Source organism: Halobium salinum, from assembly GCF_026586625.1.
Classification (GTDB): Archaea; Halobacteriota; Halobacteria; order Halobacteriales; family Haloferacaceae; genus Halobium; species Halobium salinum.
Genome location: NZ_JAODIW010000006.1, coordinates 320161 through 341695, shown reverse-complemented (window position 1 = coordinate 341695; position 21535 = coordinate 320161). Strand labels below are relative to the sequence as shown.

The window sequence follows — 21535 nt, the reverse complement described above, 5'->3', positions numbered from 1 at the left end:
CGACGAAAAAGGTCGCTAGTCGTCCGCGACCGCGCCGGGTTCCTTCGCCGCGGCCTTGTCGGCCTCCTTCATCTCCGCTTCGCGGGCCTCCTTCTCCTCCTCTTCTTTCTTGCCCTTGATCTTCTTCAGGCGGAAAATCTCCTCGCGCTCCTGCTCTTCGAGCTTCTGCTCGATGTACTCCTGGTTCTCGTACAGCTCGGGGAGGAGCTTGAACTCCAGGGCGTTGACGCGGCGCTTGGTGGTCTCGATCTCCTCGAGCATCTTCTTCATCGCCGTCTCGACCTCGGCGGCGAGGATGATGGACTCGAGCAGCTCCTCGTAGGCTTCGGCGGCCTCGTCGATGCGGGCGCTCGTCCCCAAGAGACCGTACCCCCGCTGGTCGAGGGTCTTCTTCACGCGCGAGGACTCGATCTGCGGGACGACGACGCCCATGATGTTCTTCGACTGGGTGGTGATTTCGGGGTGCTCCTGCAGCGCGGAGGCGGCGCCGCGGACGGCGACGTCCCCCTCCATCGCGCGCGCCATGTTGATCTTCCGCTGGGCCTCCTCGTAGTCGGCCTCGAGCTCCGCCCGGACGTCCTGTGCCTGGTCCAGGATGTCCATGAACTCCATGATGAGGCCGTCACGCTTCTGCTCCAGCGTGTCGTGACCCCGCTCGGAGAGCTCGATGCGGTCCTCGATCGCCATGAGGTTCTTGCGGGTCGGTTTGACGTCTTCGGCCATCTCTTGGCGGGGGGTTGCCTCCGAAGCGGGTTAATAGTTGCCTGTTCGTCCGCTCGAGGCGACGGAACGGGGAGGTGCGAAACCCCACAGCGACCCCCGAAGCGGCCGCTCACGGGGAGAAAACGTAGGACCGCCAGCGGACGAGCGTCGAGTGACGCTCGCCGCCGGCGGGTGGAGACGACGAAGAGAGCCGAGGAGAGTCAGTCGGCGGCGACTTCTTCGGCTTCCTCGGAGTCGGTATCCTGGTAGTACTGCTCGATGAGCTCCTCGTCGACGCGGTTGAGCTCCGTCTTCGGGAGCGTCGAGAGCAGTTCCCAGCCGATGTCGAGGGTCTCCGCGATGGAGCGGTTCGTGTCGTACCCCTGGTCGACGAACTCCTCCTCGAAGCGCTCGGCGAAGTCGAGGTACTTGTTGTCGCGCTCGGAGAGGGCCTCGCGGCCGACGATGTTCACGAGGTCGCGCAGGTCCTCACCCTCGGCGTACGCCGCGTACATCTGGTCGGAGACGTCGGCGTGGTCCTCGCGGGTGAGCCCCTCGCCGATCCCGTCGTCCATCAGGCGCGACAGGGACGGGAGCACGTCGATGGGCGGCTCGACACCCTGGGAGTTGAGACCCCGGTCGAGCATGATCTGCCCCTCCGTGATGTACCCCGTCAGGTCGGGGATGGGGTGGGTGTCGTCGTCGCCGGGCATCGTGAGGATGGGAATCTGCGTGACCGACCCCTCACGACCCTTGATGCGGCCGGCGCGCTCGTACAGCTGCGCCAGGTCGGTGTACATGTACCCCGGGTACCCGCGTCGACCCGGAACCTCCTCGCGGGCCGCGCCGATCTCGCGGAGCGCCTCACAGTAGTTCGTGATGTCCGTGAGGATGACGAGCACGTGGTACCCCTTCTCGAAGGCGAGGTACTCGGCGGTCGTCAGCGCCATCCGCGGCGTGACCGTCCGCTCGACGGCGGGGTCGTCCGCGAGGTTCATGAACACGACCGAGCGCTCCAGCGCGCCGGTCTGCTCGAAGTCCTCCATGAACTCGTTGGCCTCCTCGGCCGTGATGCCCATGGCGCCGAAGATGACGGCGAACTCGCTCGCGTCCTCGCCCTCCTCCGCGGCTTCCTCGGGGACGGTCGCCTGGCGGGCGACCTGCAGCGCGAGTTCGTTGTGCGGCAGCCCCGACCCGGAGAAGATGGGGAGCTTCTGGCCCCGAACGAGGGTGTTCATCCCGTCGATGCCGGAGACACCGGTCTGGATGAACTCCTCGGGGTACTCCCGGGAGTAGGGGTTGATGGCCGCGCCGACGATGTCCTCACGCTCTTCGGGCACGATTTCCGGTCCGCCGTCGATGGGGCGGCCGGAGCCGTCGAGCACCCGTCCGAGGAGGTCCTCGGTGACGGGCATCTTCATCGTCTCGCCCAGGAAGCGGACGGACGCGTTCTTGTCGATACCGGTCGTCCCCTCGAACACCTGGATGGCGACGACGCCCTCCTCGGATTCGAGAATCTGACCCCGCTTGGTCTCGCCGTTCGGCGTCTCGATTTCGACGATCTCGTCGTACCCGACCGGCTCGTCGACTTCGGCGAACACCAGCGGACCGCTGATCTCCGTGATGGTCTTGTACTCCTTCATCTCAGTACTTCTCCCGAAGCTGCGTCTCGATAGTGTCTTTCAGCTCCGCCACGTACTCCTCCCAGTCCTCCTGGGTCGCGATGCGGTTGAGCCGCGGCGCGGCCTCGATGTCGGCGATCTCGTCGACCGGGACGCCGGCTTCGAGCGCGCGGAACGCCTCGTCGTTGAACTTGTGGATCGCCGTGAGGATGGCGTAGGTCTTGGCGGGCGGGCAGTACATGTCCGTCGGGTTGAACGCGTTCTGCTGGAGGTACCCCTCGCGCAGGTAGCGCGCGACCTCGAGGGTGAGCTGCTGGTCCTCCGGCAGGGCGTCCTTGCCGACGAGCTGGACGATCTCCTGCAGTTCGCCCTCCTCGTCGAGCACGTCGACGGCCCACTGGCGCTCCTCGGGCCAGTCCTGTTCGACGTTCTCCTGGAACCACGGGTCCAGCTGGCTCTGATACAGCGAGTAGGACTCGTTCCAGTTGATAGCCGGGAAGTGCCGGCGCTCGGCGAGGTCGGCGTCCAGCGCCCAGAACGTCTTCACGATACGCAGCGTGTTCTGGGTGACCGGCTCGGAGAAGTCGCCGCCCGGCGGCGACACGGCGCCGATGGCCGAGATGGAGCCCTCGGTGTCGTTGATGTTCTCGAAGTAGCCGGCGCGCTCGTAGAACTCGCTGAGGCGGGCGGCGAGGTACGCGGGGTACCCCTCCTCGCCCGGCATCTCCTCCAGTCGGGAGGAGATCTCGCGCATGGCCTCGGCCCACCGTGAGGTGGAGTCGGCCATGAGCGCCACGTCGTACCCCATGTCCCGGTAGTACTCGGCGATGGTGATGCCGGTGTACACGCAGGATTCGCGGGCCGCGACGGGCATGTTCGAGGTGTTCGCGATGAGCGACGTCCGGGCCATCAGCGGGTTGCCCGTGGACGGGTCCTCGAGGTCCGGGAAGTCGTCGATGACTTCCGTCATCTCGTTGCCGCGCTCGCCACAGCCGACGTAGACGATGATGTCGGCGTCGGCGAACTTCGCGAGGCTGTGCTGGGTGACGGTCTTCCCGGAGCCGAACGGCCCGGGAATCGCGGCCGTCCCACCCTTCGCGATGGGGAAGAGGCCGTCGAGGATGCGCTGTCCGGAGACGAGCGGCTCCCGCGGCGTCTTCTTGTTCGCCGAGGGACGGGCCTCGCGGACCGGCCACTCCTGGCGCATCGTGATCTCCTCGCCGTTGTCGAGTTCGACGACCGTCTCCTCGACGGTGAAGTCGCCGGATTCGACGCTCGTGACCTCGCCGCCCTCGAAGGTCGGCGGAACGAGCACCTTGTGGTCGATGGTGACCGTCTCCTCGACGGTCCCGACGATGTCGCCGGGTTCGACCTCGTCACCCGCGGACACCTCGGGGGTGAACTCCCAGTGCTTGTCCAGTTCGATACCGGGCGCGTCGACCCCGCGGTCGAGGAACGCGCTGTCCATCTTCGACTCCAGGACGTCGAGCGGGCGCTGGACGCCGTCGTAGATGGAGTCCAGCAGGCCCGGGCCGAGGTCGACCGTCAGCGGCTCGCCCGTGTTCATGACGGGTTCGCCGGGGCCGACACCGGAGGTCTCCTCGTACACCTGGATGGTGGTGATGTCGCCCTCGATCTCGATGACCTCGCCCATCAGTCCTTCGTCGCCGACGTAGACGACGTCGTTCATCCGGGCGTCGAGGTCGACGGCCTGTACGACCGGACCGCTCACGCTTCGAATCTTGCCGTCCTCACGGACGGTCTCTTGTTCTTGTGCTTGACTCATGGTTTCAGTCGTCCTCGTCCTCGTCCATCAGGTCGATCCCGATGGCTCGCTTGATCTGATCGCGCAGTCCGCTGGTGCCGCCCCCGCCGACGGTCACCATCGTCGGTTCGATGGAGGTCTCGGCGCGCTGGCGCACCTGCCGGGAGAGGTGGTCGAGGTCGTCGGACTTCATCACGACGATGCCGACGCCCTCGTCGTCGAGGGCCTCGGTGACCGCCTCGTCGAGGCGCTCGTCTTTCTCCTCTTCGGGGACGTTGTGGACCTTCCGGACTCCCGCGAGGCGGAAGCCGGTGGTGAACTCGGAGCTGCCGACGACGGCGATCTCCTGGCTCATAGAATCACCAACTCGTCCTCGATCTCGTCCTCGCTCAGGCCGGCTTCGCGGCCGCGAGCGATGGCGCGGATGTTCTCGACCTCGCGCTCCTTCGCGAGGATGTACGACACGACGGGCGCCACCGACAGCGGGTGGACGTTCCCGAGGTTCCGCGAGTACTCGAGCAGCGCCGCCTCGAGGGCGCGCTCGAAACCGATGAGGCTGTTCGCCTCTTCGAGGTCGTCGAGCGCGCCCGAGAGGTCGTCACCGTACGACGACTCGCGCAGGCGGTTGACGAGTTCGTCGGGGTTCGACGCGAGCGTCGACAGCTCGCTCGCGGAGAACAGCTTCCCGCCCTCGATGTAGTACTCGGCCGGGTCGATGTCGGCGCCCGAGCGGGCCAGCCGGAGCGCGTTCCGGGCGTTCCGGAAGTCGATCTCCGCACGGAGGAAGTCGCGGTAGTCCGCGGAGGCCTCGTCGAAGGTGAGCCCCTCAAGGAGGTTCTCGTAGAAGGCGCGGTCGACCGCGTTCTCGAGCGGGACCAGCACGCCCGTCTCCTCGTAGTCCTCGTAGGCCTCGGCGAGCGGGTCGCCGAACATCGTCCCGTCGAGGCGGTTGACGACCTCCTCGATGGTGCCGGCCTCGACCAGTTGGTCGAGGCGGCGGTCGTCGAACTCGCCGGCGCGGATGAGGTCGTCGTCGACCGACTGCTTGTCCACGTCGGCGTAGATGCCGCGGATGACCGTCTTGATGTTCCACGCGTCGAACTTCTGCAGGTAGCGGACGACGAACTGGTACAGTCGTCCGTCCGACCAGCGAAGCACGTCGTGGAACTGCTTCGCGAGGTTGCGGTTCAGCGCGTACTCGACGAGGTCGACGCCCGAGTAGCGACTCCCGAGGGCGTTGATCTCCTCTTCGTACTCCGACTCCTCCATGTACCGCGCGATTTCGGCCGGCCCCATCCGGGTCAGCTTCCGATACTCCTCCTCGTCGTACAGCTGCGACCGGCGGGACCGGACGCGAGCGTTGACGTACTCCGGATTGGAGCTACCGGTATAACTCATGGTGTGGGCGTGTCCTGGTCGAACAGTCGGGCGCTGATCTCCTTCAGTTCGTCGTCCCAGACCGACTCTAGGACGGAGTCGAACGTGTTGTTGACCCGGACCCGCGAGGCGTCGCTCTCCGCGACGAGACCGCCGAGGCAGTCGTACTCGCCGGCGTAGCTGTAGCCCGGGTAGTCGGCGAGCAGCTCGGTCAGGAGCTCCTCGTCGTCGGCGCGGCCGTACACTTCGACGGTCGCGTCCTCGCCGAACTCCTCGACTGTCGCCTCGAGGAGGCTCTCGGTCAGGTTCTCCCGCTTGGCGCCGTCGATGTCGGCGATCTCGGACTCGACCTGCTCGCGGACCCGCTGGAGCATCTCCCGGCGGGCCTCGAGGCGCTGCTGCTTGGCCTCGAGCTTCGCACTGGAGAGCGTCTGTTCGCGCTCCCGTTCGATCGTGCGCTCGACCTCGCGCTCGCGCTCAGCGATGATCTCCTCGGCGTCCGCTTCGGCGTCGGCGACGATCTCCTCCGCACGTCGCTCGCCCTCCTCGCGGATGTCGTTCGCACGCGCGCGGGCTTCGTCTCTGATGTCTTCGGCTACCGTATCCAGACTCATTGTGGAAAAGGCGTGGGGGGGTTTACGCCGGGACCAGGAAGACGACGACCAGCGCGAGAATCACGAGCGTCTCGGGCAGGACCGTCAGGATGAGGCCCTGCACGAAGAGGTCCGAGTCCTCGGCGACGGCGCCGACGGCGGCGGAGCCGATACCGCGCTCCGCGTAGCCTGCACCGAACGCCGCGAGCCCGACGGCGAGCGCCGCAGCCGCCTTGTTGGGGATGGCCGGCGCGGCCGAGCCGCCTTCCTGAAGCAGTACATTCGCCAACTGGAGTGCGATGTCGAACATGTATTAGCTGAGTTCTCCGTCCGTGTTCTGTCGTCTCCGAACAGTTCAACCGTGCCGTAGCGAGTTCATAAAACTTCCCAAACGAATCGACCGCCAGGACCGCGGAGACGCAACTATTCGGGGAATCGTCGTTCGTCACCGCGTGACACCACACGGCGACGGGTGTCGGAGCCGTCTCCGACGCGGAGTGGCCGAGACCACGGGCCGGCCCGGTGACGGAACGGCCCGGGGGGTGGAGTCGGTCAGTCCTCGGTCGTGTACTGCCGGTCGTAGCCGAACGGCGAGTACGGGCGGCCGCCGCCCTCGAAGAACTTCCCGAAGAACTCCACGTACTCGAGACGCACGGCCTGCAGGCCGGCACTCGTGATACCGAGCACGAGCACCAGCAGGTGGCCGAGCACGAGCACGAGGATGCCCACGAGCAGCATGGCGACGCCGCCGTGGACCAGTCCCGGGAAGAGCACGCCGGAGACCTCGTACCCGTGGTACATCACGGTCTCGCCCGCGGGAGGCGCCTCCGGCATCCCGGTGAGCCCGAAGTGCCACGCTTCGCCGCCCTCCTCCTCGGAGACGTACACACCGAAGAAGAGGAGGTTGACGGTGAACGCCATCCCCGCCTTCGCGAGCAGCACCGCGGCCAGTCGGGTGTACGACAGCGCGTTCACCAGCACGTTGAGGATTTCGACGACCTCGACGGGGCTGGCCATGTACAGGAGGCCGGCGCCGACGAAGACGAGCAGCAGTGAGACGGTGATGGGGAACCCGCCGACGACCGGTAGCCCCTGTGGCAGCGCGAACAGCTCGAACGCCGGGAACCCCTCGAAACCGAACGGGAACGGCTCACCGTTGAACACCTCGAAGAGGAACGCCGGCTTCTGCTCGGCGAGCGACTCGCTGAAGATCCAATACCAGAGGCCGAGCATCGCGATGATCCACGAGAGGCTCTCCGTGATGGCGTCCCACAGGCCGTGGAACTGGAGGTTCTCGATGAAGTCGAGCCCCCAGCCGAGCGTCAGGTGGGCGATGCCGACGAGAACGCTGACGAGCAGCCAGCCCAGCGCCCACTCGGTCGTCGCGGGCGACAGCCCCTTCTCCATCGGCGGGTGGCCCGAGGGCCACACGATTTCACCGAGGACGTGTAGACCGAAGAACTCGCCGTACAGCACGCCGAATATCATCGTGAACACGCCGGCGAACACCGCCACGCCGCCGAGGCTCTTGATGGCCTCGCTGTCGAAGGACGTGTACATGAACGCCCCGAGGGCGGTGTACAGCAGCCCGTACCCGAGGTCCCCGATCATGAACCCGAAGAACAGCGGGAACGTCAGGAACAGGAAGATGGTCGGGTCGAACTCGCGGTAGTTCGGCCGGTTGACCGCCTGCACCAGCAGTTCGAACGGCTTGACCGCGCTGGGGTTGTCCTGAATCACCGGCGGCTCGTCGCCGTCGACGGCGTGGCCGCCGTCGGTGGCCGCCGCGGCGCCCTCGGGTCGGTCGCGGACCGTCTCCTCGTGGGTGCCGGTGCGACCGAAGGAGGCGCGCCGGAGTTCCTCGACGTCGACGTGCTGGCCGACGTCCTCGCGGAGGGCGGCTTCGAACTCGTCGAACCGCTCGGTGGGAACCCAGCCTTCGGCGACGAAGGCGTTCTCCGTCGTCGCGAAGGACAGCGGCGCCTCGGTCTTCTGAACGTCGATGGAGAGCTTCTCCTCGGCGGCGAGGAGGAAGCCCGCGGCGTCCAACTTGACCTCCTTCAGCTCACCCTCGACGTTGTCGAGCTTCGAGCGGAGCTGCTGGCGCTGGTGTTCGAGCTCCTTGCGGTACTCCTCGGGGCTCCCTTCGGCGTCGGGCACGTCGATGGCCGCGAAGTCGGCGGCCACGAGCGCGTCCGCCAGGGCGCCCTCGTCGGCACCGTCGCGCATCCGGGCGAAGACGGCGACGACCTTGCCGCTGGAGTCGACACGGTACTGCTCGACGTCTTCCGAGCTCTCGAGGGCGGCCTCGACGGAGTCGCGGCTCCCCTCGCCGACGGCCACGTCGAGCGTCCGATACCCCGACAGGAGGTCGAGGTCGATGCCGAGCGTCGCGAACGGCTCCATCACGTCGAGACGCTCCTCGACGTCGCGGAGCTGGTCGCGAATCTCGTCGCGCCGGTCGTCGAGTTCGTTGACGCGGTGGCGCAGCCCCTCCAGTTCCTCCTCGATGGCCTCGTCGGTGACGATGCGGGTCGGGCCCGCGTCCTCGTCGTCGACGTCGAGGATGCTCTCGAGCGAGCGGACGGTGACGAGCTTGTCGGAGGCCTCCTCGGCGCCCTCGATGGGGTCGCCGGCGGAGAAGCCCGCCCACGACTCGTCGTAATCCGAGACGTGCAGCAGTCTCAGGTCGTGGACCGTCTCGATGACGTCCCCCATCACCCGCTTGGAGCCCGTCACCGAGACCTTGCTCATCTGTTCAGGTCTGAGCATCTACCGCCTCCTCGAACCTGCGTAGGGCGTAGTCGACCGCCTCCTCCATGTCCTCCTCGGCTTCCGCGACGAGACGTTCACGAGCGGCCTCGCCCTCTTCGACGATCTCCTCGCGGCGGGCCTCGATCTCCTCGCGGGCCGTTTCGAGGCGCTCTTCCTCCAGTTCGTCGGCCTCCTGTCGTGCCTCTTCACGGATCTCGTCGGCCTCTCGGCGGGCCTCGGCGATGCGCTCCTCGCGGTCGCTCTCGGCTTCCTCGACGATTTGGTCGGCCTCCTGTTCGGCCTCCTTGATCCGGTCGAGAACCTCTGGTCTCGGCATGCTGGCTAATCGTCCGTCGTTCCGTTGCGGGCCTTTAAGGTAATTTCGAAAGCCCTCGCCAGCGCGCCGGGGCGCGCGCTGGCTCGCCCTTTTCATGTCCACCAGGCCCGCAAGAGCGAGCGCCGCGCGACGGCGGCGCACGCTCGGTGCCTCATCCTCCCCAACCGCCTCCCTCCCTCGCTTCGCTCGGTCGGTCAGCCCTCGCGCGGCACCTCGCGGCGATAACCCGCCGCTCGGCGCGCGCCTTGCGCCGGTTTATCGGTGCAAGCGTCGTGCGAGGGATAAACGAGGAGCGGCAGCGACCCAGTGAATCGGTTGGGGAGAATGTGGCTGCGGTGCGGTCGGGGGCTTTCGGAAGCACTCCCCACAACTCGGGTTCAGCAAACGGTCGCTACCGAGTCAACCCAGTCCAGCAAAAAAGAGCCACCCGACACCGAGACGGACGAATCCGCACGCTTAACCCGAGCCCATCCCAACCCCCATTTAATGGGAGTTCTGGAGAACAAAGCGCGGGCCCGCCTGTTCTACAAGTACCTCTCGAAGGTGTACGACCGCATCAACCCGTTCATCTGGAACGAGGAGATGCGCGGCGAGGCCCTCGAGTGGCTCGACCTCTCCCGGGACGACCGCGTGCTCGACGTGGGCTCGGGCACCGGCTTCGGCACCGAGGGGTTGCTCGGCCACGTCGACCACGTGTACGCGCTCGACCAGAGCGAACACCAGATGGAGAAGGCCATCCGCAAGTTCGGTCTCCACGGCTCCGTCTCCTTTCACCGCGGCGACGCCGAACGGCTCCCCTTCGCCGACGACAGCTTCGACGCCATCTGGTCCTCGGGCTCTATCGAGTACTGGCCCAACCCCGTCGACGCCCTCGAGGAGTTCCGTCGCGTCGTTAAGCCGGGCGGGAAGGTGCTCGTCGTCGGTCCGGACTACCCCCGCTCGCAGGTGATGCAGCGCCTCGCCGACGCCATCATGCTGTTCTACGACGAGGCGGAGGCCGACCGGATGTTCCGCGAGGCCGGCTTCGAGGAGTTCGAACACCACATCCAGCAGGCGCGCCCCGGCACCCCCCGCGCCATTACGACCGTCGCGCGCGTGCCCGAGAAGTAACAGCGGGTCGACACACAAAACAGCGGGTCGACACACGACGACCCGACATCCGGAGCGGTACACGACGACACCGCGCGTTTCTCACCCGTCACACCCGTCACACCTCGGGTACACCCCATCACACCGTCGCCGTCAGCGTCGCGACCGGCGTCCCCTCCCGGTAAATCGCCACCTCGACCGTCGACCCCGGCTCCAGCGCGGGACTGTTCGTCCCGGCGACGACGAACCCGGCCGACTCGCCCGCCGTCAACCCCTGGTCGGCGGCGACGTTGAACGGCCCCGTCGGGCCGGGTGCGAACCCCCTCGCCGAGAAGAACGGCACCGGCGGCTGGTGGGCGAGGGGCTCGCCGTCGACCGTCACGACGAGTCGCAGTCGGCGGGTGTCGAGCGCCGCGCCGCCCTCGTGCGTCACCGTCAGCCGGTCCCCCTCGACCGAGAGCGAGAGCGCCACCGTCGGCGCCGGCTCACCCACCGTGGAGGCCGCACGGTCGACGAGGACGGCGCCGACGCTCCCCGCAGTGACGACGGTCAGCGCGAGCAGGAGCGCGACCCCGACCGTGGCGTTCGCGCGGGTCGAATCGGATGGGGGCCCGGGGGCTGGAGCGAACACGGCGTCGGTGGCCCCGTCATCGGATAAGAGGGCTCGGGGGACGGACGCCGGGGCTGTAGGGGGTCGGTCGGGCCAGCGTGGCGGTCAGGGGGTGACGCCGGCCGGAAGCGCGGCCGACGACGCCGCGGCGGTCCGCCCCGCGGATACCGTCGCGGTCGCCGGCGACGTTCGTGTTGCGAACCGCTCCCGGGTCGCCAGCGACCCTGTCGTCGACGGCGTCAACGATGTCGACGGGGAGAGCGCGGTCGGCGCCGTCGTACCAACCGACGTCGACGCCGGACCGCCGCTCGCGTTGGGGTCCGCGCCGCTCTCGTTCTCGTCCGGCGCGGTGGTGTTGTCGTCGGCCCGGACCTTCCGTGGGTCGGCCGGTGACACCATCACCGAGGCGATTTCGTAGCTCCGGCTCGGGTGGATGGTCCGGACGCGGACGCTCTCGTTGGGCATCACGGCCCAGAGCCGACCGCGGGCGTCGGCCTCACCGATGAGACGGGTGCTCCCGTCGCCGGTGGTGAAGGTGACGTTCGCCCGAACCGGCTCGCCGGTGCGGGCGTCCGCGACCTCGACGAGCATGGGTCCGCCGGAGTAGGAGGGGTAGACGGTGAGCTCGAGGTTCGACTGGGTCACCGTCCGTGGCTCGGTGGGCGGCGACTGGTTGAGCTGGACCGTCTGGACCTCGCGGAACACTCTCGCGCTGGAGCGGTCGATGTACGCGAGGACCCGCCCGTTCGCGTACTCCATCTCGGCGCCGAAGGTGGGGCTCGCCTGACGCTGGTCCTGCAAGGTACTGAACATCCCGTTGGCTCGGTCGTAGATGAGCGGATACCCGTCCTGCAGGACCTCGCCGATGCGGTCGACCGGGATGCGCGAGTCGCCCCCGCCGCGTCGGGTGCCGTCGTACACCTCACGGACGTACTCGCCGTCGACGACCGCGGCGAGGACGACCCCGTCGTCGGCCGTCTGAGCGTACACCCGCGTCGGCGGGGCGTCCCCGCGGAGCGCCTGGTCGACACGGTCACGCACCGGCCCGCGGAGGGTCCGAAGCTCCAGCCGGAGGACGCCGATCTCGCTGTTCACGCTCAGCCCCTCCACGTCCTCGGCGGCCGCCGCGAACATCGTCGCGTTCTTCGAGAGTCGCTCGGCGCGCCGGTCGACGCGGGCGAGGCGGACCAGTAGTTGGCGGGTCGAGATTCGCTCCTCGTTGTGGAGACGGTAGGCTGCCTGCTCCTCCGCGCGGAGCTCCTCGGAACGAATCTCGAGTTCGACGATGGCGTGGCGAATGTACCGCTGTTTCCGGTCCGTGTCGTTCATCCGGGCGAGCTTCTCGCGAACGCTCCGACGGTCGAGCTCCGACTCGAGCCCCTCGGCTCGGAGCGACAGCGCGGCGCTGAGGTTCGACTTCGACCGAGTGGCGTTCGCCCGCCGTGGCTCGCCGACGGTGAGAACGTTGGTGAACGCCTCGGACTGTTCGAGCGTCGTGAGAGCCGCTCGCGGCGCGTCGACCGGGTGGCCGGTGTCGGCGAAGGATTCGGCGTCGGAGCCGACCGCCGTCTCGGTCGACGGCGCCACCGACACGTCGGATTCGCCACCGGACGCAGGAACGGCCACGCCGGCGACCGAGGCGAGCAGGAGGGCGACCGCGAGGAGGGCCGGGAGCGGCTTCATCGACCAGGGGTATCCACTCCTCGCATAAATATTGAACCCCATCCCCGTGTACGTCCGACGGAAGAGGTCGACATCGGGCGACGAAGCGTCCGCAGACCGCCCGAGAGACCGGCTGTAGCCGGTCGCTCCCATGGAAAGCGTTTTCACGCCCCGACGTTAGGGGCGAAACGTATGCGGCGTGCCGTCCTCGCGTTCGTCCTCCTCGCGACCGTGGTCGGGCTCTCGGCCCCAGCGGTCGGTGTGGCGGTCGGCGTTCCCTCCAGCAGCACGTCCGGCGCCGCGTCCGCCGGCGCCGGGCCGGCCGGCCCCGGAACACCCGCGCAAGTCGACGCCGAGGAACGGGTCAACGAGAGCGTCAAGACGGTGCTCGTCGTGGAAGTCCACCCCGACGCGAGCGCCACGTGGACGGTCAAGACCCGGTACCTGCTCGAGAGCGAGAACGACACGCGAGCGTTCAGGGAGCTCGTCGACGAGCGCCGGACGACCGAAGGGAACGCGAGCGCCGACGAGCGTCTGTTCCGAAACTACGCCGACCTGGCCTCGCAGGCCACCGGCCGCGAGATGAACGTCACGAACGTCAGCTACCGCGGCGAGGTGCTCGACGGGAGCCCCGACGCCGCCGACGAGTACGAGAAGGTCGGCGTACTCTCGATGTCCTTCGAGTGGTCGAACTTCGCCGCGACGGGCGAGGAGGGTCGGCTCCGCGTCGGCGACGCCTTCGCGGCCCCCGGTGGCGGGCTGTGGTTCCCGTCGCTCTCGGCCGACCAGCAACTCGTGTTCGTCACACCCGAGGGGTACGACATCACCCGGAGCACCGTCTCCTCGGAGACCCGCGGCGACCGGCAGGTCATCGACGACGCCCGGGAGTTCGAGCGCGGCGTCTGGTTCGCGTTCGCACCGGAGGCCGGTGGGTCCGGCGGGCCGACGACCGACCCGCCCGGTTCTGACCTCTTCGGTCCGCTCGACCCGCTGGTCGTCGGCGGTGGCGGACTCGCGCTCGCCGCCCTCGTCGCCGCCGCCTACCTGTTCGTCGACCGGGACGGCGACGACCAGTCGCCGGGCGGCGGTACCGGTGACGGTGGCTCCGGGGGGACCGCCGTCGAGTCCGTCCAGCAGGACGACTTCGACCTCTCCCTGCTGTCGGACGAGGAGCGCGTCGAGTACCTGCTCGAACGTAACGGCGGGCGGATGCGGCAGGCCGCCATCGTCGAGGAGACCGGCTGGTCCGACGCGAAGGTCTCACAGCTCCTCTCCGCGATGGCCGACGACGAGCGTGTCAACAAGCTCCGCATCGGGCGGGAGAACCTCATCTCGCTCCCCGGCCACGACCCCGCCGAGGACCCGCCGGGCGAGGGTGGCGAAAGTACGAACGGCGACGCCGGCGGGGCCAGCGAGGCCGGCGGAGCCGACCCCGACCCCGGGGCCACCAGCGACACGGGCGTCTGAGTCGCTTCGAATCCCGACACGGACACGGACACGCGGAGACGGCTCCCGGGACGAACGCGGTCGCTGCCGGTCCCGGCCGGTCGCGAAGAGCAGGGAGTCGGGTGCGGTCGTGTCGGCGTCGGCAAGTCTTGCGTTCCGAAACCGTTTAGCCCCGACCGTGGGAAACGAACGACGATGAAGGTTCTCGTGACCGTCAAGGAGGTCGCCGAAGTCGAGGATGACTTCGAAATCGACGGGACCGGCGTCGACGACCGGTACCTGGAGTACGACCTCAACGAGTGGGACGACTACGCCGTCGAGGAGGCCGTCCAGCTACAGGAGGCCGGCGACGATATCGAGGTCGTCTCCGTCACCATCGGCCCCGAGCGCGCCGAGGAGACCATCCGCATGGCGCTGGCGAAGGGCGTCGACCGGGCGATTCGCGTCTGGGACGACGCGCTCGACCAGGACCTGCTCGACACCGCGACGAAGGCCCGCGTCTTCCGCGCGGTCGTCGAGGAGGAGGAGCCCGACCTGATTCTGACCGGCGTCCAGGCCGGCGACGACGCCTTCGGCGCCACGGGCGTCGCGCTCGCCGAGTCCGTCGGCCAGGAGTGGGCCGCGGTCGTCAACCAACTCGACATCGACCACCTGCTCGCCGAGAACGTCGCGCGGGTCCACCGCGAGCTGGAGGGCGGCGTCGAGGAGCTCACCGACGTGGAGCTCCCGGCCGTCCTCACCATCCAGACCGGCATCAACGAGCCCCGCTACGCCAGCCTCCGCGGGATTCGTCAGGCCCAGTCGAAGGAGATAGCGCCGAAGACGCTCGCCGACCTCGGACTGGAGGCCGGCGACGTGGAGAGCTCGCTGTTCCTCACCGAGATGTACGAACCCGAGAGCGAGTCCGACGCGACCCTCTTCGAGGGGAGCGCGGAGGAGACCGCCGCAGAGCTTGCGAGTGTCCTGCGGGAGAAGGGGGTGGGCGCGGAATGAGCGCCGACGTGCTCGCCGTCGCCGAACACCGCCGCGGCGACCTCCGGGACGTCTCGTTCGAACTCGTCACCGCCGGCCGCGAACTGGCCGACGCCACCGGCGGCGACCTCCACGTCGCCGTGATTTCGGGCGACGTCGACGGGTTCGCCGAGGAGCTATCTCTCGACGGCGTCGACGTCGTCCACACCGTCGACTACGGCGAGGAGTTCAACCACGACGTGTACGTGCAGGCCGTCGAGGCGCTGTACGACGAGGTGGACCCGACGGCCGTCGTCATGCCCAACTCGGTCAACGGGCTCGACTACGCGCCCGCGGTCGCAGAGCGCCTCGCGCTCCCGCTCGTCACCGACGCGGTCGGTTTCGAGTGGGACGGCGCGCTGACCGCGACCCGCGAGATGTACGGCTCAAAGGTCGAGACGACCGTCGAGGTCGAGTCGGAGCGCGTCGCCGTCACCATCCGCGGCGGCGAGTGGCCCGCCGAGGAGACTCACGACGGCGCCGAGGTGCGGGCGTTCGACTTCGAACCCGACGAGGACGCCATCCGCTCGACGGTCACCGGCTTCGAGGAGGTCGGCGCCGGCGACGTGGACATCTCGGAGGCCGAGGTGCTCGTCTCCGTCGGCCGCGGCATCGAAGAGGAGGAGAACATCGAACTCGTCCAGCGCCTCGCCGACGCCCTCGGCGCGACGCTCTCTTCTTCCAGGCCTATCGTCGACAACGGGTGGCTCCCGAAGAACCGGCAGGTCGGCCAGTCCGGCAAGGTCGTCACGCCCAAGGTGTACATCGCGGTCGGCATCTCCGGCGCCGTCCAGCACGTCGCCGGCATGAAGGGCGCCGAGACCATCGTCGCCATCAACACCGACCCGAACGCGCCCATCTTCGACATCGCCGACTACGGCATCGTCGGCGACCTGTTCGAGGTCGTCCCCGAACTCATCGAGGAGTTCGGCGGCGAGTAGGCGTCGGAGCGACGAGCGGACCGGCACGCTTTTTCGGCGGTTCGGCGAACTCGACCGCTCCATGAGTGACGACGACGCCGGCGGCGACCCCGCCGCCCGCGACCCCGCCGACCCACCGGTCGCCCTCGCCGCCTACGAGGCGCTCGCCGACGACTACGCCGCGAAGGCGCCGACGAAGCCGTACAACGCCGACCTCGAACGGCCCGCGACGCGGTCGCTGCTCCCTCCGGTCGAGGGCCTCGACACCCTCGACGCCGGCTGTGGACCCGGCATCACGACCGAGGAACTCCACGAGGCGGGCGCCCGTCGCGTCGTCGGCGCCGACGTGAGCCCGCGGATGCTCGAGCACGCCCGGGACCGCGTCGGCGACCGGGCCGACCTCGTCCGCCTCGACATGGGCCGCCCGCTTCCCGTCGCCGACGACAGCTTCGACCTCGTGCACTCCTCGCTCGCGGTGACGTACGTCCGGGAGTGGGACGCGCTCTTCTCGGAGTTCGCACGGGTCCTGCGACCCGGCGGCGTCCTCGTCTTCTCCACCCAGCACCCCTTCGACGACGCGACCCGACTGGAGCCGGCGGACTACTTCGCCGTGGAGGAAGTGACCGAGACGTGGGACGGGTTCGGCGACCCGGTGGACGTGACGTTCTTCCGGCGGCCGCTGGAGGTGACGCTGAACGCGCTACTCGGGGCTGGGTTCCGGCTGGAGGCGGTCGAGGAGGCGAAGCCGACCGAGCGGTTCCGGGAGCGGCGCCCCGACGCCTACGACCGAGTGCGGCGACGGCCGCCCTTTCTCTGTCTGCGGGCCAGTCTTCCGGGCGTACCCGACCAGTAAACCACCACGTACTTGCCGGGTGCGCCCTGAACCCCGGTGATGGACTACCTGGAACGGCGGGTCACGCGGGTGAACGAGCGACTCGAGGAGGTCGTCGACGGGGTCGAACCCGACGCCCTCGCCGACGAGCTCGGGCACGTCGCGCTCGCGGGCGGCAAGCGGGTCAGGCCGGCCATCACGACCCTCTCCTGTGAGGCCTGCGGGGGGACGGCCGACGACGCCGTCGACTTCGCCGTCGGCATCGAACTCGTCCACAACGCCTCGCTCGTCGTCGACGACATCATCGACCGGTCGGACGTGCGCCGGGGGACCCCGAGCGCGTGGAACGAGTTCGGCTACGGGCCCGCCATCGTCGCCAGCGACGGGCTGCTCGGCGAGGCGTTCGCGCTCTTTTCGGAGGACGAGCGGGCGATGCAGTTGGTCAGCGAGGCGATGGTCGAACTCGGCGAGGGGGAGGCGACGGAACTCGTCGCCCGCCCGACGAACGAACGCGAGTACATGGAGCTCGCCCGCCGCAAGACCGGCGCGCTGTTCCGCGCCGCCGCCGAACTCGGCGCCGTCGCGGCCGACGCCGACGCCTTCACCGTCGAGGCGTTCGGCGAGTACGCCGAGCGCGTCGGTATCGCCTTCCAGATTCGCGACGACGTGCTCGACGCGACCGCCGACGCCGACGACCTGGGCAAGCCGACCGGCCAGGACGCGGAGATGGACCGCCCCTCCGTCGTCCAGGTCACCGAGTTGACGCCCGAGGAGGCCAACGCCCGCGCCCGTGAACAGGCCGACCTCGCGCTCGACGCGCTGGCGACGACGGAACTCGACGACACCGCTGCGATGGGATACCTCCGGGACCTCGCGGAGTTCGTCGTCGTCCGCGAGCGGTAGGGCCGAAAGACAGCCCCCGAACAGGAAGCGTGCGCGTTATTCTCCCACACGCCCTATCGGTGGTGGGAACGACGATGCCCAACGAGTTCGCCTGCACCCAGGAAGGCTGTACGTACATGATTCGCTCCGACGACGAGGGTGAGATCATCCACATGGCGCGCGAGCACGCCGAGAACAAGCACGGGATGTCCATCACCGACAAGGACGTCCGCAAGGGGATGGCTCACGCAGCCTGATTCCCGCCCACTCGAACGCCCGCGAAACCGACTTTTCTACCGAACGTCCACCGGACAGCTCGACGTTTCGGGCAGTATAAACGCCCGACCCGCCTGAGACGACGTATGGACTCGGACGGTTCGGAGGGCACTGACGACGCGGACGGCGCGGACGGCGTCCGGCGGGGGTGGGCGGAGCGCTCCGGCACGTTCTCGCCGGCGTACTACGCCGACCTCGGCCCGAACGAAGTGAGCGAGACGCTCGCCAGCGTCCTCGACTTCTACGCGGACGACGACGCCGCGGTGCTCGAACTCGGCTGTGGCTCCGGACGACATCTGGCTCACCTCCGCGAGCAGGGGTTCGAGAACCTCGCCGGCGTCGACATCAACGACGAGGCGTTCGAGGTGATGGCCGACCACTACCCCGTACTCGCCGAGGCGGGGACGTTCCACACCGGGGCGCTCGAGGACCTCCTGCCCGAGTTCGACGACGACGCCTTCGACGTGGTGTACTCGGTCGAGACGCTCCAGCACATCCACCCGGACGACGAGTGGGTGTTCGAAGAGGTCGCCCGCGTCGCCGGCGACCTGCTCGTGACCGCCGAGAACGAGGGCAACGGCCCGCAGCGTGGCCGTGCGGACGCGACGGTGAGCTACGTCGAGGGCGAGTTCCCGCTGTATCACCGAAACTGGAAGGAGATTTTCTCGTCGTACGGGTTCGCACAGCTCATCCGGGAGCCGACCTCGCGCGACACGATTCGGGTGTTCCGGGCGCCGTAACCGCGTCGGACCGCATCGAGTCGCATCGAATTGCGTCGAGCCGCGTCGAGTCGTATCGGTGGCGACGCGGGCGACGACGGCGATTTCGCGAGTTCACTCCTCGGCACCCGCTCCACTTTCACCGCCGGTCGCCCCACGACGTGGCTCGCGGACCGTCCCGAAGACGAGGCGAACCTGTGCCCGTGTCGGGTCCGCGTGTGCGTCTCCCGGAGTTCCGGCGAGCGCGGGTCGGGGCGCTCACGCCTCGAGCGAGGGCGTTCACTTTCGGCCCGGGGGTGGCAAACGATTAAATAGCCTACCGAGCATGGTGAAAGTGATGCCGGACGACCCCGAGGAGGGGATGCTGGGGTGGGACGAGTCCGTCTTCCGTGACGAACACGTCTTCGAAATCGACTACGTCCCGGAGACGTTCCGTCACCGCGAGACCCAGCTCCAGAGCATGAAGTACGCCCTCCGGCCCGCCGTGCGCGGCTCCCGCCCGCTCAACACGATGGTTCGGGGGCCGCCGGGCACGGGGAAGACCACCGCCGTCCAGAAACTGTTCGGCGAACTGCAGGGCCAGAGTTCGGTTCGGCCGGTGCAGGTGAACTGCCAGGTCGACTCCACCCGCTACGCGGTGTTCTCGCGGGTGTTCGAGCACGTGTTCGACTACGAGCCGCCCTCCTCGGGTATCTCGTTCAAGAAGCTGTTCGGCCAGATTACGGACCGGCTCGTCGAAGACGACGAGGTGCTCGTCGTCGCGCTCGACGACGTGAACTACCTGTTCTACGAGAACGAGGCCTCCGACACGCTGTACTCCCTTCTCAGGGCGCACGAGGCCCACTCCGGCGCCCGGGTCGGGGTCCTCATCGTCTCCTCGGACCTGAGCCTCGACATCATGGACGAACTCGACAGTCGCGTCCAGAGCGTCTTCCGGCCCGAGGAGGTGTACTTCCCCGTCTACGACGAACCCGAAATCGTCGACATCCTCCGGGACCGCGCGAAGCGCGGGTTCCACGAGGGCGTCGTCGGCGCCCCCGAACTCGACCGGGTCGCCGAACTCACCGCCGAGACCGGCGACCTCCGGGTCGGCATCGACCTCCTCCGTCGGGCGGGGCTGAACGCCGAGATGCGCGCCTCGCGAACCGTCACCGTCGAGGACGTAGAGGCGGCCTACGACAAGTCGAAGTACGTCCACCTCTCGCGCAGCCTCCGGGGACTCACCGACAGCGAGCGCGAACTGGTGAAGGTCATCGCCGAGCACGACGGCGAGCAGGCCGGGACGGTGTACGAAGCGTTCCACGACCGGACGGGGCTGGGATACACCCGCTACTCCGAAATCGTCAACAAGCTCGACCAGCTCGGCGTCATCGAGGCCGAGTACGCGAGCGTCGACGGCCGCGGCCGGTCGCGCTCGTTGACGCTGTGTTACGACGCCGACGCGGTGCTCGACCGGCTCTGACGGGGCTCCGACCGACGCCGGCCCTCACGCGCCGTCTACCGTCGCCTCCAACTCCTCGTCCATCTCCTCGGCGATGTCCTCGGGGGTCGCAGAGAGATACCGCGCACCGACGAGTGCCACGAGAACCCCCCCGACGAGGTCGAAGGCGAGGTCGAGGACGATGTCCTCCCAGCCGAACTGGATGAGCACGCCGCTCATCCCCAGTTGCTTGGCGACGACGCTGGTGCCGTACTCCATGACCTCCCAGACGACGCCGAAGGCCATCACCGCGAGGACGACGTACACCTGGACGAACCGGCGGGGGAGCCGGTTCTCGTCGGAGGCGAGGTCGATGGCGCGGACGAACACGTACCCCGTCAGCGCGACGACGGTCGCGGAGAGCCCGTGGGCGAACTGGTCGTACCAGCCGTACTGCTTGTAGGGACCGAGTGCGCCGACCGCGTGGACGAGTACCGCGGCCGTGATGAGGAAGGTGAGTCCCGTCTCGACCCGGACGTTCCGGTCCTCGCGCAGGTAGCCCGGAATCAGGGTGATGGCGAGCGGGAGGAGTCCGTTGAACACCATCCCCGGCGTCGCCGAGTAGACGCCGTAGGCGGCGATACCGAGGAGTGCGGCCTGCATCAGGCGGACGGCGCCCTGTTCGAGGTCGTCGGGGACGACGTAGCCGGTGACCGACATCGTCAGGCCTCCACGGGGTCCTCGGAGCGACCCCGGAGCCCGCCGCCCTCGACGTGGTGGAAGTACCGCTCGAAGACGGCGCCGCCGACCAACCCGGTGAGGACGGAGGCGATGAACTCCCGGTTGAGTTCGGCCATCCCGGCGACGTAGTTCGTGCCGAGCAGCATGTCCGAGAGACCGACGAGCATCACCCAGACCCCCGAGAGCCCCATCGTCGTGGTGACGACGACGAGGACGCCGACCCGAGGGGTGAACCGCACGTCGGTGAGCGCGTTGAGGTTCACCGCGGTCATCAGTGCGAGCACCGCGATAGACGTGTACGTCGCGAGGTGTGCGAACGGCTGGTACGGGCGGACGACCAGCGGCGCCGCCGCGAGCAGTGGCACCCACACCGGCGGAGTGACGCGCGGGTCGCGATAGGAGAGCGCCGGCACCGCGGTCAGTCCCACCGCGGCGAGTGCGAGCGCCGTCCAGAGCCACTCACCGGCCAGCGCCTGTAGGACGGCGGCGACGAGGAGCGCGGCCGCGACGACCCACACCGCCGCGGCGTTCGCCCGGTCCGTCCCCAGGACCTCCTGTAAGGACATGTACGCTCAGCAGTACGACGCTCTCCCCCGTAAAGGCGGTTGCCGCGGTCGGCGCACAGAGGAGTCGGGATGGACTCTCGGTAGTTGTGCGGAGCGGGGCAGAGTGGGGCGGTGTGGTGCCGTGCGGGGCGTGATACTGGTAGGACCGCGAGCGAGGCCAGAGGCCGAGCGAACGGCCGTTTTTGGTCCAGCTTTTTCAAGGAGTGGTGGG

The 21535-nt window shown here is 68.4% G+C and carries 22 protein-coding genes; 9 read left to right on the top strand and 13 right to left on the bottom strand.

The genetic code is table 11. The features are described from left to right. Positions 1-15: 15 nt before the first annotated feature. The 9 genes from N5095_RS05095 to ahaH form a co-directional block, all read right to left on the bottom strand. On the bottom strand, positions 16-723 hold the full coding sequence (locus tag N5095_RS05095) for a V-type ATP synthase subunit D (RefSeq protein WP_267621653.1): 708 nt from the start codon (positions 721-723) through the stop codon (positions 16-18). A gap of 200 nt (positions 724-923) precedes the next feature. Next, entirely contained in the window at positions 924-2345 is a 1422-nt protein-coding gene (locus N5095_RS05090) for an ATP synthase subunit B (RefSeq protein WP_267621652.1), read from the bottom strand. A gap of 1 nt (position 2346) precedes the next feature. Continuing rightward, on the bottom strand, positions 2347-4110 hold the full coding sequence (locus N5095_RS05085) for an ATP synthase subunit A (protein ID WP_267621651.1): 1764 nt from the start codon (positions 4108-4110) through the stop codon (positions 2347-2349). 4 nt (positions 4111-4114) lie between these two features. Continuing rightward, positions 4115-4444, bottom strand: coding sequence for a V-type ATP synthase subunit F (locus tag N5095_RS05080; RefSeq protein ID WP_267621650.1), 330 nt, complete (start codon positions 4442-4444; stop codon positions 4115-4117). Next, positions 4441-5487, bottom strand: a complete 1047-nt coding sequence (locus tag N5095_RS05075; protein WP_267621649.1) for a V-type ATP synthase subunit C — start codon at positions 5485-5487, stop codon at positions 4441-4443. The genes N5095_RS05080 and N5095_RS05075 overlap by 4 nt, the downstream gene beginning before the upstream one ends. Further along, on the bottom strand, positions 5484-6080 hold the full coding sequence (locus N5095_RS05070) for a V-type ATP synthase subunit E (protein WP_267621648.1): 597 nt from the start codon (positions 6078-6080) through the stop codon (positions 5484-5486). The genes N5095_RS05075 and N5095_RS05070 overlap by 4 nt, the downstream gene beginning before the upstream one ends. 22 nt (positions 6081-6102) lie before the next feature. Beyond that, a complete protein-coding gene (locus tag N5095_RS05065) occupies positions 6103-6369 on the bottom strand; it encodes a F0F1 ATP synthase subunit C (RefSeq protein WP_267621646.1) in 267 nt (88 codons plus the stop codon). Positions 6370-6611: 242 nt separating this feature from the next. Next, the gene (locus N5095_RS05060) at positions 6612-8831 is read right to left on the bottom strand and encodes a V-type ATP synthase subunit I (RefSeq protein ID WP_267621645.1); all 2220 of its coding nucleotides are present in this window, start codon (positions 8829-8831) and stop codon (positions 6612-6614) included. Then, positions 8818-9150 carry an ATP synthase archaeal subunit H gene (gene ahaH, locus N5095_RS05055; RefSeq protein ID WP_267621644.1) on the bottom strand — a complete coding sequence of 111 codons (333 nt, stop codon included), beginning with the start codon at positions 9148-9150 and terminating at the stop codon, positions 8818-8820. Before ahaH ends, N5095_RS05060 begins: the two co-directional genes overlap by 14 nt. A gap of 486 nt (positions 9151-9636) precedes the next feature. Between ahaH and N5095_RS05050 the strand changes: the two genes are divergently transcribed. Then, positions 9637-10260 carry a methyltransferase domain-containing protein gene (locus N5095_RS05050; protein ID WP_267621643.1) on the top strand — a complete coding sequence of 208 codons (624 nt, stop codon included), beginning with the start codon at positions 9637-9639 and terminating at the stop codon, positions 10258-10260. A gap of 118 nt (positions 10261-10378) precedes the next feature. Here the strand turns inward: N5095_RS05050 and N5095_RS05045 are convergent, their stop codons facing one another. Continuing rightward, positions 10379-10870, bottom strand: coding sequence for a type IV pilin domain-containing protein (locus tag N5095_RS05045; RefSeq protein WP_267621642.1), 492 nt, complete (start codon positions 10868-10870; stop codon positions 10379-10381). 84 nt (positions 10871-10954) lie between these two features. Continuing rightward, positions 10955-12532, bottom strand: a complete 1578-nt coding sequence (locus N5095_RS05040) for a DUF7096 domain-containing protein (RefSeq protein ID WP_267621641.1) — start codon at positions 12530-12532, stop codon at positions 10955-10957. Between the two features lie 171 nt (positions 12533-12703). On the opposite strand from N5095_RS05040, the gene N5095_RS05035 reads away from it, so the two are divergent. From N5095_RS05035 to N5095_RS05000, 8 genes are all read left to right on the top strand, one after another. After that, positions 12704-13978 carry a helix-turn-helix transcriptional regulator gene (locus N5095_RS05035; RefSeq protein WP_267621640.1) on the top strand — a complete coding sequence of 425 codons (1275 nt, stop codon included), beginning with the start codon at positions 12704-12706 and terminating at the stop codon, positions 13976-13978. 174 nt (positions 13979-14152) lie between these two features. Beyond that, positions 14153-14950: an electron transfer flavoprotein subunit beta/FixA family protein gene (locus N5095_RS05030; RefSeq protein ID WP_267621639.1), complete on the top strand. Its 798-nt coding sequence runs from the start codon at positions 14153-14155 to the stop codon at positions 14948-14950. After that, positions 14947-15909, top strand: coding sequence for an electron transfer flavoprotein subunit alpha/FixB family protein (locus N5095_RS05025; protein ID WP_267621638.1), 963 nt, complete (start codon positions 14947-14949; stop codon positions 15907-15909). Before N5095_RS05030 ends, N5095_RS05025 begins: the two co-directional genes overlap by 4 nt. Before the next feature lie 61 nt (positions 15910-15970). Further along, entirely contained in the window at positions 15971-16741 is a 771-nt protein-coding gene (locus N5095_RS05020; RefSeq protein WP_267621637.1) for a class I SAM-dependent methyltransferase, read from the top strand. Positions 16742-16780: 39 nt separating this feature from the next. Then, a complete protein-coding gene (locus N5095_RS05015; RefSeq protein ID WP_267621636.1) occupies positions 16781-17623 on the top strand; it encodes a polyprenyl synthetase family protein in 843 nt (280 codons plus the stop codon). 74 nt (positions 17624-17697) lie between these two features. Beyond that, positions 17698-17859: a DUF1059 domain-containing protein gene (locus tag N5095_RS05010; RefSeq protein WP_267621635.1), complete on the top strand. Its 162-nt coding sequence runs from the start codon at positions 17698-17700 to the stop codon at positions 17857-17859. Between the two features lie 105 nt (positions 17860-17964). Next, positions 17965-18618, top strand: a complete 654-nt coding sequence (locus tag N5095_RS05005) for a class I SAM-dependent methyltransferase (RefSeq protein WP_267621634.1) — start codon at positions 17965-17967, stop codon at positions 18616-18618. A 316-nt stretch (positions 18619-18934) separates the two neighbouring features. Next, positions 18935-20059 (top strand): ORC1-type DNA replication protein, encoded by a 1125-nt coding sequence (locus N5095_RS05000; protein WP_267621633.1) that lies wholly within the window; start codon positions 18935-18937, stop codon positions 20057-20059. Between the two features lie 24 nt (positions 20060-20083). On the opposite strand, the gene N5095_RS04995 is transcribed toward N5095_RS05000, so the two are convergent. Then, positions 20084-20737, bottom strand: a complete 654-nt coding sequence (locus N5095_RS04995) for a DUF2238 domain-containing protein (RefSeq protein ID WP_267621632.1) — start codon at positions 20735-20737, stop codon at positions 20084-20086. Positions 20738-20739: 2 nt separating this feature from the next. After that, positions 20740-21324: a hypothetical protein gene (locus tag N5095_RS04990; RefSeq protein ID WP_267621631.1), complete on the bottom strand. Its 585-nt coding sequence runs from the start codon at positions 21322-21324 to the stop codon at positions 20740-20742. Between the last annotated feature and the right edge of the window lie 211 nt (positions 21325-21535).

What these genes read in the sequence shown, in the direction of transcription:
- N5095_RS05095 (WP_267621653.1), bottom strand. Translation starts at nt 723, where the DNA reads ATGGCCGAAGACGTCAAACCGACCCGCAAGAACCTCATGGCGATCGAG.
- N5095_RS05090 (WP_267621652.1), bottom strand. Translation starts at nt 2,345, where the DNA reads ATGAAGGAGTACAAGACCATCACGGAGATCAGCGGTCCGCTGGTGTTC.
- N5095_RS05085 (WP_267621651.1), bottom strand. Translation starts at nt 4,110, where the DNA reads ATGAGTCAAGCACAAGAACAAGAGACCGTCCGTGAGGACGGCAAGATT.
- N5095_RS05080 (WP_267621650.1), bottom strand. Translation starts at nt 4,444, where the DNA reads ATGAGCCAGGAGATCGCCGTCGTCGGCAGCTCCGAGTTCACCACCGGC.
- N5095_RS05075 (WP_267621649.1), bottom strand. Translation starts at nt 5,487, where the DNA reads ATGAGTTATACCGGTAGCTCCAATCCGGAGTACGTCAACGCTCGCGTC.
- N5095_RS05070 (WP_267621648.1), bottom strand. Translation starts at nt 6,080, where the DNA reads ATGAGTCTGGATACGGTAGCCGAAGACATCAGAGACGAAGCCCGCGCG.
- N5095_RS05065 (WP_267621646.1), bottom strand. Translation starts at nt 6,369, where the DNA reads ATGTTCGACATCGCACTCCAGTTGGCGAATGTACTGCTTCAGGAAGGC.
- N5095_RS05060 (WP_267621645.1), bottom strand. Translation starts at nt 8,831, where the DNA reads ATGCTCAGACCTGAACAGATGAGCAAGGTCTCGGTGACGGGCTCCAAG.
- ahaH (WP_267621644.1), bottom strand. Translation starts at nt 9,150, where the DNA reads ATGCCGAGACCAGAGGTTCTCGACCGGATCAAGGAGGCCGAACAGGAG.
- N5095_RS05050 (WP_267621643.1), top strand. Translation starts at nt 9,637, where the DNA reads ATGGGAGTTCTGGAGAACAAAGCGCGGGCCCGCCTGTTCTACAAGTAC.
- N5095_RS05040 (WP_267621641.1), bottom strand. Translation starts at nt 12,532, where the DNA reads ATGAAGCCGCTCCCGGCCCTCCTCGCGGTCGCCCTCCTGCTCGCCTCG.
- N5095_RS05035 (WP_267621640.1), top strand. Translation starts at nt 12,704, where the DNA reads ATGCGGCGTGCCGTCCTCGCGTTCGTCCTCCTCGCGACCGTGGTCGGG.
- N5095_RS05030 (WP_267621639.1), top strand. Translation starts at nt 14,153, where the DNA reads ATGAAGGTTCTCGTGACCGTCAAGGAGGTCGCCGAAGTCGAGGATGAC.
- N5095_RS05025 (WP_267621638.1), top strand. Translation starts at nt 14,947, where the DNA reads ATGAGCGCCGACGTGCTCGCCGTCGCCGAACACCGCCGCGGCGACCTC.
- N5095_RS05020 (WP_267621637.1), top strand. Translation starts at nt 15,971, where the DNA reads ATGAGTGACGACGACGCCGGCGGCGACCCCGCCGCCCGCGACCCCGCC.
- N5095_RS05015 (WP_267621636.1), top strand. Translation starts at nt 16,781, where the DNA reads ATGGACTACCTGGAACGGCGGGTCACGCGGGTGAACGAGCGACTCGAG.
- N5095_RS05010 (WP_267621635.1), top strand. Translation starts at nt 17,698, where the DNA reads ATGCCCAACGAGTTCGCCTGCACCCAGGAAGGCTGTACGTACATGATT.
- N5095_RS05005 (WP_267621634.1), top strand. Translation starts at nt 17,965, where the DNA reads ATGGACTCGGACGGTTCGGAGGGCACTGACGACGCGGACGGCGCGGAC.
- N5095_RS05000 (WP_267621633.1), top strand. Translation starts at nt 18,935, where the DNA reads ATGCCGGACGACCCCGAGGAGGGGATGCTGGGGTGGGACGAGTCCGTC.
- N5095_RS04995 (WP_267621632.1), bottom strand. Translation starts at nt 20,737, where the DNA reads ATGTCGGTCACCGGCTACGTCGTCCCCGACGACCTCGAACAGGGCGCC.
- N5095_RS04990 (WP_267621631.1), bottom strand. Translation starts at nt 21,324, where the DNA reads ATGTCCTTACAGGAGGTCCTGGGGACGGACCGGGCGAACGCCGCGGCG.